This is a genomic window from Paenibacillus sp. 01T422, from assembly GCF_056398785.1.
This window is the reverse complement of sequence record NZ_JBFTQB010000368.1, coordinates 1-12,823: the sequence shown is the minus strand read 5'-3', so window position 1 is coordinate 12,823 and position 12,823 is coordinate 1. Positions and strand designations below refer to the sequence as shown.

Annotated in this window: 13 protein-coding genes and 2 pseudogenes; 5 read left to right on the top strand and 10 right to left on the bottom strand. The window is 41.1% G+C overall.

Features of this window, described 5'->3' with window-relative positions:
* The 3 genes from AC1DUA_RS20285 to AC1DUA_RS20275 form a co-directional block, all read right to left on the bottom strand.
* The coding region (locus AC1DUA_RS20285; RefSeq protein ID WP_477501493.1) for an InlB B-repeat-containing protein at nt 1–2,069 on the bottom strand (2,069 nt) is incomplete at its 3' end.
* Between the two features lie 861 nt (nt 2,070–2,930).
* On the bottom strand, nt 2,931–3,278 hold the full coding sequence (locus AC1DUA_RS20280; RefSeq protein ID WP_477501492.1) for an NUDIX domain-containing protein: 348 nt from the start codon (nt 3,276–3,278) through the stop codon (nt 2,931–2,933).
* Between the two features lie 175 nt (nt 3,279–3,453).
* Nucleotides 3,454–3,762 (bottom strand): hypothetical protein, encoded by a 309-nt coding sequence (locus AC1DUA_RS20275; RefSeq protein ID WP_477501491.1) that lies wholly within the window; start codon nt 3,760–3,762, stop codon nt 3,454–3,456.
* A 131-nt stretch (nt 3,763–3,893) separates the two neighbouring features.
* Here AC1DUA_RS20275 and AC1DUA_RS20270 point away from each other — a divergent pair, with 131 nt between their 5' ends.
* Together AC1DUA_RS20270 and AC1DUA_RS20265 are read left to right on the top strand one after the other, a co-directional pair.
* Nucleotides 3,894–4,541 carry a hypothetical protein gene (locus AC1DUA_RS20270; protein ID WP_477501490.1) on the top strand — a complete coding sequence of 216 codons (648 nt, stop codon included), beginning with the start codon at nt 3,894–3,896 and terminating at the stop codon, nt 4,539–4,541.
* Nucleotides 4,542–4,731: 190 nt separating this feature from the next.
* On the top strand, nt 4,732–5,250 hold the full coding sequence (locus AC1DUA_RS20265; RefSeq protein ID WP_477501496.1) for an FUSC family protein: 519 nt from the start codon (nt 4,732–4,734) through the stop codon (nt 5,248–5,250).
* Here AC1DUA_RS20265 and AC1DUA_RS20260 read toward each other — a convergent pair.
* The 5 genes and pseudogenes from AC1DUA_RS20260 to AC1DUA_RS20240 all read right to left on the bottom strand — a co-directional run bounded on the left by AC1DUA_RS20260 (nt 5,141) and on the right by AC1DUA_RS20240 (nt 8,523).
* Entirely contained in the window at nt 5,141–5,392 is a 252-nt protein-coding gene (locus tag AC1DUA_RS20260) for a dihydrofolate reductase family protein (RefSeq protein WP_477501495.1), read from the bottom strand. The genes AC1DUA_RS20265 and AC1DUA_RS20260 overlap by 110 nt on opposite strands.
* A 579-nt stretch (nt 5,393–5,971) precedes the next feature.
* A pseudogene (locus tag AC1DUA_RS20255) lies at nt 5,972–6,708 on the bottom strand (LLM class flavin-dependent oxidoreductase).
* Between the two features lie 57 nt (nt 6,709–6,765).
* Nucleotides 6,766–7,614 (bottom strand): VOC family protein, encoded by an 849-nt coding sequence (locus AC1DUA_RS20250; RefSeq protein ID WP_477501489.1) that lies wholly within the window; start codon nt 7,612–7,614, stop codon nt 6,766–6,768.
* A pseudogene (locus tag AC1DUA_RS20245) lies at nt 7,598–8,278 on the bottom strand (alpha/beta hydrolase). Before AC1DUA_RS20245 ends, AC1DUA_RS20250 begins: the two are co-directional and overlap by 17 nt.
* 2 nt (nt 8,279–8,280) lie before the next feature.
* A complete protein-coding gene (locus AC1DUA_RS20240) occupies nt 8,281–8,523 on the bottom strand; it encodes an aminotransferase class V-fold PLP-dependent enzyme (RefSeq protein ID WP_477501488.1) in 243 nt (80 codons plus the stop codon).
* Between the two features lie 184 nt (nt 8,524–8,707).
* Between AC1DUA_RS20240 and AC1DUA_RS20235 the strand changes: the two genes are divergently transcribed.
* Together AC1DUA_RS20235 and AC1DUA_RS20230 are read left to right on the top strand one after the other, a co-directional pair.
* Nucleotides 8,708–9,910 carry a P-loop NTPase family protein gene (locus AC1DUA_RS20235; protein ID WP_477501487.1) on the top strand — a complete coding sequence of 401 codons (1,203 nt, stop codon included), beginning with the start codon at nt 8,708–8,710 and terminating at the stop codon, nt 9,908–9,910.
* Complete coding sequence (locus AC1DUA_RS20230) at nt 9,907–10,425, top strand: PD-(D/E)XK nuclease domain-containing protein (RefSeq protein WP_477501486.1); 519 nt, start codon at nt 9,907–9,909, stop codon at nt 10,423–10,425. Before AC1DUA_RS20235 ends, AC1DUA_RS20230 begins: the two co-directional genes overlap by 4 nt.
* Before the next feature lie 605 nt (nt 10,426–11,030).
* On the opposite strand, the gene AC1DUA_RS20225 is transcribed toward AC1DUA_RS20230, so the two are convergent.
* Entirely contained in the window at nt 11,031–11,300 is a 270-nt protein-coding gene (locus tag AC1DUA_RS20225) for a spore germination protein (protein ID WP_477501494.1), read from the bottom strand.
* Nucleotides 11,301–11,805: 505 nt separating this feature from the next.
* Here AC1DUA_RS20225 and AC1DUA_RS20220 point away from each other — a divergent pair.
* Nucleotides 11,806–12,507 carry a Crp/Fnr family transcriptional regulator gene (locus AC1DUA_RS20220; RefSeq protein WP_477501485.1) on the top strand — a complete coding sequence of 234 codons (702 nt, stop codon included), beginning with the start codon at nt 11,806–11,808 and terminating at the stop codon, nt 12,505–12,507.
* Nucleotides 12,508–12,565: 58 nt separating this feature from the next.
* Here the strand turns inward: AC1DUA_RS20220 and AC1DUA_RS20215 are convergent.
* Nucleotides 12,566–12,823: thioredoxin family protein (locus tag AC1DUA_RS20215; RefSeq protein ID WP_477501484.1), on the bottom strand; the 258-nt coding region annotated here is incomplete at its 5' end.

Sequence of the window (12,823 nt, the reverse complement as noted above, 5' to 3'; positions counted from 1 at the left end):
ATGGTATACGCATTACCAGGCACCTGCTTCCACTGTGCATAAACAGTGATTTCACCGTTGACAATGGAATTTGCGGTAAACTTAGCACCTTTACCGTCTGCAGATAGGCTCCAGCCTTCAAAGGTAAATCCTTTTCTTGTTGCTTCAGGAAGCACGCCAAGCGATTTACCAGTGGTAACCGACATACTGGTTTGTTTAACGACCGCATCTACAGCATTCCCCTCAAACTTAACGCTACGATCCGCTGCCGTCTGTCCCACCTTAGCCAACGCAAAGCTGTCAAAGGTAAGTGTATAACCGGAGCTTTCACTGTTTTTACCATATCCGACAATTTTAAATTCAAATTTGTGCTCACCAGAGGTTAAGTAAACGTTACCATAATTCATCGTTTTTGGCGCTGATGACTTGCTGTATTGATCCACCGGGATACCGGTGGAAATACCGTCCACGTACATTTGCATAAACCCGTTTCCTGGCCCGGTTTGATGTTTAATCTTCAAATTATAGATGCCATCTGATGCAACCGGGATCGTATAAGTTACTTTATCCCCCACGTCCTTATAGGTAGTTTCTTTCAACCCATTGTTTACCTGTGCGGGATCTGAATAGGAGCTTTTCTGACCGCCTGTAAGGCTGACCACACCATTATTCACAGCCGTAGCCATCGCTCCCGTTACCTGTGGCGTTAAATCTTCCGCTTTAATAACAATGCCTTGTTCAGTTGGTGGAGTAAGAACTAGCTTAACAGCCGATCTGGCTTTGACATTAACATCTAATGCAATCGTACTGTCTGCCTTTACCTCAACCTCCTGGTCCATCCAAACCTCGGTTCCATAGCTTGTCGTTGCCAATGTTTCTTTCAAATAATCAACTTTAATATTGACTTTATTATTAACTTTCAAATAATCCGGAATGTTCTTAAGCGTTAGCGTCACATTCGTATCGTTAGATTTCCAATTGCCTAACAATATACTGGATTGTTTTTTCTCGAGAGAACTGTGGGTGGTGGCAAAAGCGTCAATGATACTTTTATCTTGTGTCGTTTGTACTTTCCTGCCCGTCATATCGCGGTAAGCGTTGTAGACATACCAAAGCCCTGTCGGCATCGTTCCATTGTCAAAGGTAGCGAGCTCCCCTAAATAAGCTTTTGTATTTGGATCAGATCCCGGAAGTCCCCATTCCGACCGGAGTCCGTACGCTAGCCCGTTGTCAACCGATCTCTCCATTCCAGCAATGTAGGAGATCGCTAGACCGCTATTATAGTTGCCCTCATTTTTTCTTTCTGCCTCGGTTGTGCCATAACCTATACCTTGGTATTCAGTGATTGCAAACGGCATCGGGGCAATATTATTTCCAATCATCCAATTTCGAATTTCACTAGTATGAGATTCGATATCTGTCCTGTCATTTGTTAGTTCATGCCAGGACAAGACATCCGGGATACAATTATTCTCTTTACAATAGCTTAAAAGACTAGTCAATCTTCCGAAATCGTACACAGCAAGCTCAGGTCCTTGGACTTTGGCACTGGAATCGAATTCCTTGACGGCTTGGTGAGCATAATTATACGCTGTCAAAAAGGTATTGTTATAATTTCCTCCCCATTGTAAGTCTGGTTCATTCCATGGTATCCATGAATGAACCTTATCGTACATTCCGCGGTCACGTTCTTCATTTAGAAATTGTTTAATATAGGACTTCCAGGTTGCACCATTATTTTGAAGTGCCGCATTTTGCCAATTTCCGCCTTGAATTGCCTTAAATTCGTAATAGAGACCAATCATAAGAGATGCATTGGAATTAACAGCCTTTAACCGTTCAAAAGTCGGCTCATCCAGAAACCCAGGCAAGTACTCATAATAGGAATTAAACTCCTTTTGGTGAGCCTGTCCTCTTACTGAATCGAGATAGATTCCGTCCGTAAGCCACTCTGCAGGGGTTTTATAATCTATGCCATGTAAAATACCCGAAGCCATACGTGTACTCGGTCCAACATCTACCGCATAGTCGACCACTACTGGCAAACCCGAGCCATTTGTACTCTCTGCCGCCGATGCATGAACTGACATAGTGGGAAGTTGTAATCCCAACAATACTAAAAGCATACTGAATAGAACTACGTAAATCCTGTTGCTTAATACGAACATGGCCTATGCACCTCTTCTTATAAATTGATTTTCAACAACCGTTTCGACGAAACAATCTTAAATGAATTTCAAACATCCAGTATATGTATCCGCTTTCAATCGACTCCTTTTTTATAATGAAATTATGACAATTACAATACTAGTCTGTCGCAGCGCGCGACCTCGCTGTGGTAGATCTCGTCATGATTCGGTTCGGATGCGGGTGCGGGTGAAGATACACCTTTCATTCATTTTTCCTCCGTATGGATAATTTCTGAACCGTCGGCCCGTTTCTAATTGTTGTTTGCAACCAAGATACCATATTTCCGAAAATATTGATTTGCAATTTCCGGATCTTATTTATGATATTCCTCCTCTTGAGAGGCGCTACTCGTAGTTCGGAAGCCTACAACCCGGACAAAATCTTTGCACTGACAGCTTAAAATTAAGCCTTATCTCACGTAAGTTGGCGTATTCGCAGGATGACAAAGAAAACACGGAGTATCGGGATACGTTACGCAAAAGGGCTCCGACCCGTTCCGTTAGAAAGACCGACCTCCACCCCTTGGATAGATGTGACGAAGGAATGAAAGGGCTCTTGACCCGTTGAGACATGGGAGTGAAAATCGCTAAGGGCATCGTGGGGCATACGCATTTGGAATGAATTGGGTGAATTAACTCCTCCTCTGTTCCCGCATGCCCTTTTAACGACACATCCTAATATATCTCGCTATCCTTCATTCATCTTCGAAATCTAAAGGATGAAATCCTGCGAATAGACGAGCTTGCGTGAGGGAAATTAAATCATTCCGAGGGAGCTTTACGATGCCAATCCCAAAATGYTTTAGCCTTATTAAACACCCAATGCAAGTCCATATAGCCTCGTTCTATGTGCAGTTGAAGTGCATCTTCCCATGCAAAATATTGAGCACTTTCAACTTCGTTAGCCTGGTGAACAGGCTCATCCTGTTCTTCGATGGCTTCTAGAAGAAATAAGCGGACCTGCTTTCGAATGGTTAGCCCTTTTTTCTCGATAGGATATTCAATTTCACCAAGAGGTGAAATAATTCTTGATTTAATCCCTGTTTCTTCGAATATTTCTCGGACTGCAGCGCCCTCCCATGTCTCTCCAGATTCCAGGGAAACCCACATGTCCATATCTATCGTGAATGAGTAGGGTTTGTATTCCTGTCCGCGAAATGCGAAGAACTAATCCCCCCGCAGCACGTTCAATGAGATTCTCTGTCATAGTAACCCTCCTTTGTCAATACATGCCGAAAGCATGTATCCGTTGTCCTTCTTAACGTTTGGAATTGCTGTTGATCCTTCATTCACACCATATGTACTTAGGATTAATTGTAACCTTTTCATCGAGATATTTCTTCCAACAGGTGTTATCTCTGGATGGGTCATTGGCTTGCTCAGTAAAATACGTTCCCATGCTCGATTTCTCGAAAAAGAAATAATCTGGCCCTCTCTGATTTCCAAAAAGGGCAACAATTGCATAGCTATAGCTAGATCCTATTGCAATGCCAGTTTTCTGCATCGGAATCGTTTTTTGCATTTCTATTGTAAATGAAGTCTCAGGTTTAGCCCCGTTTTCATCCAAAGACTGCAAAAATAAAGCAAACAGCAAATCAGCGTTCGATCTGAGTTGGCTTAGTCATCTTTCTTCACCGTACAGTTGAAAAGGTAAAGTTTAAAATGTGGGAAAGTGAGGGATAATAACTATCATATTTTACGTCTAAAGGTTGGGTGATTAAAAGAATGAAATCCTCTAAGTCTGTATCTTCTACTCTTATCACGACGATAAAACAAGCTTTTAAGATTAACAAAAGTCCTCTTCCTTGGGAAAAGGCCATTAATGCAGGAATATGTGCCGGTTTACCGGTCTTGCTGGGTTGGCTATTCGGAAATCTACAATACGGACTTATAGCAGGAATCGGGAGCTTCACCTATCTTTACACATTCAATGTCCCTTATGCCCATAGAGCCAAAAAACTTTTCTTTACACTTCTTGGAATGGTCTTATCCGTTGGATTAGGAACTTTACTTGCACCTTCCCCATCAGCAGCAGCAATAGCAGTGGGTATCATTGGAGCGATTGCTGTATTTGTCTTTGGCGCTTTCAAAATTGCAGGACCTTCTGCTATATTCTTTGTTTTAGGATTTCTGATGTCTTCTGGAATGCCGATAGATCCGGCACTTGCCCCTCTACGTGCAGGGCTTGTTTTTTTAGGGGGAGTTTTGTCCTGGATTCTGGGAATGAGCGGCTGGTTTCTCAAACCTCACGGGCCTGAAACCATGGCTGTAAAGAAAGTATATACAGAGCTTGCTGGTTTTATGGATTCGGTGGGTACGGATCATTTTAATGAAGCGAGGCAGAGGCTAATGCTTTCGTTGAATGCAGCTTAAGATACACTAGTGGCAGGGCACCTCTCTTGGCACAGGCACAGCTCAGATCATTTGAAAAGGCTGCTTCTATTAAATGATCAAGCCAATACGATATTTTTACACATCCTTGAACATGGTGAGAAAAGAAGCGGTAAGCTTCCGCTGAACCATTTCTTAAGACTGTTCTAGCGGGGGCCTTTGATAAAATTCCATAGTTTTCTTAACGGCTATAAGATATGGGGTAGTTCTCACTATTGCTGCTGTTATTACTAATTCATTTAACTTCAATCACTCTTATTGGGTCACTTTATCCTGTACGGCTGTTATGTCGGGATCGACTATCGTTGCTACATTTCACCGTTCAATCCAGCGTTCCATTGGAACAATCGTTGGCGTTATCATTGCAACCCTTATTCTCTCCGTTAAGCCCGAAGGGATTATTATCGTAATCGCCATCGTGTTATTCACAGCACTTACCGAGCTTGCTATTGTCTTTAACTACGGGATCGCAGCCTTATTTATCACATCCAACTCTCTGCTGATGGCAGAAAGCACGTCCCAATTATATAACTTTACCTATTTTGCATCAGCGAGGATAACAGACGTCGTCATTGGAGTCATTATAGGCCTTGTTGGAACATTGTTGGTAGGCTCGAGGCAAGCTTCCAAATTACTTCCCCATTTAATGGCCAAAACGAAACGGATTCAAGTTGAAAAGCTGTTTCTTTAATGCTGGAATACGGTTCTTTTGCGACGAAAAATCGGTGGCCGTCTGGATCACCATTTGCGATGGGGGACAAGATGACACTCACTTCATCAACCAGTCCGTTTTGAATGAAAGACCAGTTGATCGTTACGCCTCCTTCAACCATCATTCGCTTGATATCGAACAGGTTGTAGAACTTGTCCAGCATCACTTCATCATCGAGATCATCCTAATTTAGACGTTGCCCTCCAGAAGATTTATCAGCATCTTTGCGGTTATCACACGGATGATCATGCGGATGACTTGTCTCATCTCGCTTGACCGCCTTGATGGAAAAAGAGCGACTTGTTTCACAGCCAACCATCTCTCGATTTAATGACAAAGCGAATATTGCGTCCGCCAAGTCATTGGAGAAGATTAATGAGACTCTACAGGGTCAGGTATAAGCTATCGAACCGCGCGATCAATTTGTTTTTGATCTGGATTCTTCGGGATTTGCCATGCGGCAAGCAGCACGGAGCGAACTATAATCATCACTATGCGTAAACGGGTTATCACTGTTTTGACGGATTAACTGGTGACTGTCTTCGAGCGGAGCTCCATCCCTTCGTGAAGCTGATGATATCGTCTTTTACCTCCGTGCCGTGAATATCGTATTTCAATCATTAGAATATCCATTAAGGCCTAATCCATACAGAATAGGCTGCCGACATATCTGCAGCCTATAAATCCACACCTTACTTTCTCACTTACTCGTTTCCCTTCGAACAATTGGGGCTACATCTGTAGCTAATAACTCAATACCCTCAGCTACTTTTTTAAACGGTAAACCGCCTATGTCAATCTGGGCAATGAAACGCTGATGCCAGCTTTACGGTATATATCGACAAGCGGCATAAATCGGACTGGATCGCCGCCGAGGATCGCAATAGCCATCCCAACGCCTAACCTGCCAGCACGGGCTACACTCTCCTGTGTACCCCCAACACCAACCCATACTGGCAATTGACTTTGTACAGGTCGGGGCGCAATTTCAGCATTTCTTAGTGAGGAGCGAAAGCGACCCGTCCAAGAGATATTCTCGGTTTTGTTTAGTTTTAAAAACAAATCCATATGTTCTGAAAATAGGTCATCATAGTCATTTGTGTTATAACCGAAAAGTGGGAAAGATTCCACAAACGCTCCTCGACCGGCGATTATTTCCGCACGTCCGTCTGAAAGCAACTCCAAGGTAGCAAAGTCCCTGGGCAATAGCTGCCAACACAACTGGGGGTGCAGATACTGCATAGTCTAACCGGTGATGTTCGCCAACCCCAAAAACTCAAGTCCAGCCTCGTCAGCAAGCTTAGCTGCTTCGATTATTTCTCTTACTCGTTGTTGGGCGCTAATTGTTTTGCCGGTATGAGGATCTGGACCTATATCTCCTAGCGTGTAGAGACCGATTTCTACTCCTGATTTTTTAAATCCTACATCTTCTCGCATTGTAATATTCACCTCCAGTTATGACTTTTAGGGTATGTTAATATATCTGCTCTCAACTTAAATCTGTAAATAAATACGATTACCAGAAGGATCCGAGGTTACAAAAGACCCCTTTTCTTCTTTGACAAATGCCCCCATATTCCTCAACTGTGCTGCGACATGTTTTCTTGCGGTCTCATTCGGCAGAATTAAAGTAAAAGATTCCAGTCCAACACTATTTACAGGAGATATAGGAGCACCGAACCCAGCCCAAGTGTTTAAGCCGATAAGATGATGGTATTTACCGGTAGAGATGAAAAGCGCCTGAGTCCCGAATCGGTTAACCACTTCAAAACCGAGTCCCTTCGTATAAAACTCTTCCGTCTTTTTCAATTCAGATACATGTAAATGAATATGTCCCATGACTGTACTAGCCGGTAAACCTTCCCATATCTGCTGCTTCCCGCCGGAAAGAAGGTCTTCAAAATTCAATGGATCAACCGCCATAACCACTTCTCCTTTATGGCAAACCCATTCGTTAGGAGCACGGTCCCTATAGATTTCAATGCCATTTCCATCGGGGTCTGACAAATAAAGAGCTTCACTTACAAGATGGTCGGATGAACCAAATCGCAAACCGATATCCGTAAAATGTTGTACAATTTTAGCTAAATCAGAGCGTTCAGGCAGAAGAAGTGCAAAGTGATATAAGCCAGTTGTGTTTTGCTGCTTGGGTATGACTTGTTCTAGTTGTTCAATCGATAACAAAGTAGTCTTCCCATCCGCAGTCAGACTAACTGTTCTTTCAGCTCTTTCCAATACTCTAAATCCAATTACTTCCTGGTAAAATGCAAGAACTCGATCTAAATCTTGTACCTTTAGGTTTACTTGCCCTACAAAGGTATTGGGTTCACGATGATAATTCATTTGTATGTTCCTCCTCAGCTTCAATTCCAGCATCTTGAGTAAGCCATTGTAAGAAATCGCGTTGATTGTCCACCGAGACACCATGATCTGCTGGATACGCAACAAAGCTGAACTTCGGCGTCAGTTGTTTCATATAAGCTGCAGTCTCGTGCCCGATATGGATCGGAAAAACAGAGTCATACTCACCATGGAAAATATATACAGATACGTGCTCTAGACTTTTCAGGTGATACTCCGTTTTAACAAACTCGGGAATGTATCCATTCAGCGCTACAATCCCCTTCAACTGCTCTCAAATCGTTAAAGCAAGCGCAAGGGATAAGATCGCACCTTGGCTAAAGCCAAGCATATACCTTTTTGCAGCGTCTATCGGATATTTGTCGGTTGCATATTGTATGAATGATTGCAGCTCGTTAATCGCCTTGTCGAATGTTTCTCGAACCGGATTGCCTAGGCTCTTCAGCTCGTAGTATTGGTACCCTGCTCCCAATGTAAGATTGCCGCGAATTCCGATAATAATAAGTTTGTCCGATATCGGTTCAACGAGCCCATACATAGTCTGTTCATTGGACCCTCTACCATGGAGTGTAAAAATCACTGGATAGGTGCGGGTTGAATCTAACTGGGCGGGTAAATGGATGTCGTACTCGTAGAAAGGCTTCATGATTATTTACCTCTTACAAACAGAATATGATCAACCGATAACTTCGTATATGATGTAAACGCTAACAATGTAATTCCTAACTCTTCAAAATCAATATGAATTCTACCGACGGCTTGACTAGCCATCACAAAGAAAAGGGATACCATATTTTGGGCAATGGAACTTATTGACTTCAAATCATTTATAGTCTCAATTTCGTTATTTACCGCCATTACACAGAGAAGATCTGGTTTGGTGGAACACACTCTACTCGAGTTGATTCCGAAGGAACAAATGTGATGCGCACAACACGATAAAGTACTCTGCAAAGATAAATTTAGCTATTTTCTCATGGTTACATAAATTTTTAGCCAATATACCCTTTTTGGGTTTTGTTTTTATCTTTTTAGGGCTATAATTAAGAAAAGGGTATTGGAGGTTGTATTTGGTATGCTAAAGTCATTTCAGGTGTTTATTCCCGGTGCGTTCCCGACTTATACATATGTGATTAGAAAGCCGGAGGAAGATTTTTCTTATGAGACGAGACTAGATCAATCAATTTTGACGATCGGATATCTGACCTCCATTATTGGTCCATCGAAAACAGGAAAGACAGTCCTATGTGAGAAGGTAATTGGACTGGAAAACATCGTCGATTTAAGTGGTAATGATTTCAAAGAGGATGATGATTTTTGGGCTGTAGTAGCAGCAAAAGTTGGCTTATCCTTAAAAAGTAGTCATACCGAACGTTCAGTTCTTGAAGGGGAAGTAACTTCCGGACTAACGGAAGGAAGATCCACAACTATTACAGAATCATTTCGCCTGCATAAAGATAAAGTTATTCAATATTTTAAAGACAGTAACTTAGTCCTCGTGTTAGATGATTTTCATTACGCCCCGGATTCTATGCAGTTTGAGATCGCATATCAACTAAAAGATGCCATTCGTAAACAATTTCGAGCTATTATCATTTCTTTACCCCACAGAGCAGACGATGCAGTACGAAAAAATCCTGATTTAAGTGGAAGATTGAATCTTATTAACATAGAACCTTGGAAACCGGAAGAGCTCAGCGAGATTGCTCTAACAGGTTTTCGATCATTGGGTATGAAAATTGACTCAGAATATGCGAATCAAATGGCAATAGAGAGTCTTACTTCTCCGCAGATAATGCAGTCCATTTGCTTATCGCTTGCTCTTCAACTCGATGTTGATAATTTGCGAACTGAGGCGAAAATTAAAGATAAATCCCAGCTTGAAGATGTTTACCGAAGAACTACAATGAACCTCGATTATAAAGATGTGATCCGAAAGATAAAAACGGGTCCAAATCCAAGAGGACAACAAAGAAAAACGTATACATTAGTGAACGGTGAACACGCAGATATTTATGAATTGCTGTTAAAAGCAATTGCAGTAAATCCACCGAAAATTAGTATCACGATCGACGAAATGAAGAAAAGAATTGATGAACTTATTAAAAATACTGATGATAAGCCAGACAAACCAAAGATCAAATCTACGATCGAGCAAGTGCAAGCGATCATCCAAGCTAGTGAGAAAATTTATCATGTCTTCGAATATAAGGATGATGAAATCTACATTTTAGAACCACACTTTTTATTTTATCTGCGATGGGGTGGCCATTTATGACGGTAGGAACAACTGTTTATTCGCTCAAGCCTAACGATGAAACGATACAAGCAATTCAGAGCGAAATTGACTCTGGACGTGCATTAAATACCAAGTCCGTTAATTATCAGCAACAATTTCTGGATTGGTGTGATTCGACTGGCAAAGTGCTAAGCCGAGTTTTCTCTGATCAAGCTCTAGAACGGGAGTTCTTGATAAAAGCTACGAATCTGAGCAAGGGGATTTCCTATTTGGAGAGACTCATGATAAATGTAAATAGTGGTCTCTATCTACGGCATGCTATAGCAATAACAGGTCAACAATTTGATTTCGTTACGTTTCACGAGATCATTCGGCGGATTACTGAACAATTAGGATCAGATGCATTCCATTACAGAGCAAAGAATATTTATTTCTTTATCTACGATAAAGATAAAGTGATTGATAATGCTGATGCATTCTGTAAATCTTATAGTAAACACGAATCAGATGGCAAACAACTTGAGACAGTGGTTATACAGCCAATAACCCTATAACATTAACGGACTGCATGAAGCGGTCCTTTTTTAAGAACTTTACTTTTACAAATGAATGTCGCGGATTGCGACTGCATCCCCATTGGTGTGCACTTCACGCTCAGCACTCCTGAAACGGACGTAACCACGATCACCAGTGCGAAAGAGGAAAGTGGCTATTAATGGTGAGTGATTCGTCATCGGACTGTGAGCTGGCTAAGCGGTCAATCGCGTTAACATCATTAACTTCACAGAACCGTTATTCTGTGAAGTGAAATTTGTTTCTAGCGTAGAATCCCACTTTTTTTTGTCCATCCAGCCAGCAGAGCAGCGACAACAAACAACGACATTGAAAAAAGCTTCTTAAGTGTTGTATATGACCTCATTGAACCAAACAAAGGGATTTCTTTCCTTTTTCGAAGCATTTAGGCTGCGACTAATAAATATGATGTTTCCTACGTAGGTCCCCCCATTAACGGAATGAAGTGATCTGCAGTAACGTCCCCCCTGCGTCTTGTCAGTTGGCAAGCACGATCAGCTGGATTTTCAGCCCATTCATCAATCCAAGAAATAACATCAGGGTCATCGATCACGGCGATAATTTCTTCGCCTCCGTAACGGCCTGGTTAACCAATATTTTCTGTTTCTTCTTGCATAATCTCAGCTATTTTTTTTATTTGCAAATCATCAGAAAAGGCTTCTCTCGGGCCACGTACGTTAAGTTCAAGCTGCGACTCACCTATTGCTCTTGTCTTGTAACCTGGCAGACTCATGGCATATCCTTCCGTATGCCCATCCATAAAAATAACGATATTGGCATCAGCAACATGGCTAACGACTTCATCAAAATCCGTAAGTACTTGCACATCGCCTAGAGAATAAAGAGTTTCAAGAATATTTTTCTATGCATGTTCTTGATCTTCATTCACGGATAAATCTAAGTTTATTTTACGAATGATTTGTTCATTTAACCTTTTTTCATCCACGAGGATCGTTAAATAAACGATGAACGCTCCACAATTCAAATCTGAATGTCACAGGTTTCTGGTGACTAATAATCGATTCTGGAATAACATTGCTGAAGCTTCTTTAAGTTCATAGCCGCAGATGAATTCAACGGTACTTGGTGCAATTCAATTCTACCTCATCCCTTAGGTTTTATGATCATTGCATATTTATCCAAATATTAGGGTTATATGTATTATTAGCAATAGCACGAAGAAGTATGTCTTATGTTCATTCACAAATCAAAGTTTGGTTTTTGAAAATGTCAATAAAAATTGGCGATCTCCTCTCGATTGAAATACGAGAAGTGATCGCCATTAATATTTATATGCTAATATTTTAACCTATTGTAGGGAATGTTAAGGAAAGGCTCAATTATGAAAGGTATTTTAATTAATGATGAATAAATTATGGTACTTATCAAAAATCCACATTTTTGAAGCACTATCACCTGAGGATTTAATTGAAATTGATCAAATGATGCCCATGACTCATTTCAGTGCCATACCAAAAGGAACAATCGTACAAACACCTGATTCGAAACGAGAAGGTTTATTTTTTATTAAAACAGGTAAACTCCGCGTATATAAAATAAATTTAGAAGGTAAACAGTTTACTGCTGCAATACTCGGTGCAGGTAATATGTTTGGAGAAATCGATGCATTTTCTCTTGCAACACGTGATCTTTATATTGAAACACTTGAAGAAACGTTACTTTGTTCCGTTCACAAAGATCAATTCGAGCAATTTCTACTACAAAGGTCAGAATTAGTATTGCGCTTTTTGAAGGAGATTAGTAAGAAACTAAACGAAACTACTGAGTTATTGGAAAGATTAGCTATAGGAACCGTCCATGAACGTGTACTATATTTGCTGCTACGGCTTTCTAATCAATTTGGCATCCCCGAGGACCATCTTGTTAAAATTGACTTTCCTTTAACCCACCTGGAGTTAGCTCATATGATTGGAGCTACAAGGGAATCTGTAACTAATTCATTAAACGAACTTTCCAAACAGGGGATCATCTGCACGGGTAGAAAAAAGATCCTAGTAGATCAAAAGAAAGCTAAAGAAAGTTTGGCATTAGACGAACATTAAAGTGAAGAAGGAGTAATTCGATTAAAGAACACTCCTCCTTTAACTTCTTCGGCATTTCTCAATTTAATGTATCGAGATATTCACGCACTTGTGTAGGGGTTTTTGCAAGTTTACTGTGTAAATGTGCGATTTTCTCTCCGTTTTTAAATACTAATAAACTAGGAATCCCACGCACATCATGTTCTTCCGCTATTGGTTGAAACATTTCAGCATCAATTGCATAGAAATCCTTATCTGTCTGCTCTTTAATAACATCTCCTATAAAACGATCCATGTTCTTACAGTCAGGACACCATGTTGTATCAAACTTCATAAC

Coding starts and splice junctions, on each gene's coding strand:
- AC1DUA_RS20270 (WP_477501490.1), top strand. CDS start 3,894: ATGAAATCCTCTAAGTCTGTATCTTCTACTCTTATCACGACGATAAAA.
- AC1DUA_RS20260 (WP_477501495.1), bottom strand. CDS start 5,392: ATGGTTGAAGGAGGCGTAACGATCAACTGGTCTTTCATTCAAAACGGA.
- AC1DUA_RS20250 (WP_477501489.1), bottom strand. CDS start 7,614: ATGAATTATCATCGTGAACCCAATACCTTTGTAGGGCAAGTAAACCTA.
- AC1DUA_RS20235 (WP_477501487.1), top strand. CDS start 8,708: ATGCTAAAGTCATTTCAGGTGTTTATTCCCGGTGCGTTCCCGACTTAT.
- AC1DUA_RS20230 (WP_477501486.1), top strand. CDS start 9,907: ATGACGGTAGGAACAACTGTTTATTCGCTCAAGCCTAACGATGAAACG.
- AC1DUA_RS20220 (WP_477501485.1), top strand. CDS start 11,806: ATGATGAATAAATTATGGTACTTATCAAAAATCCACATTTTTGAAGCA.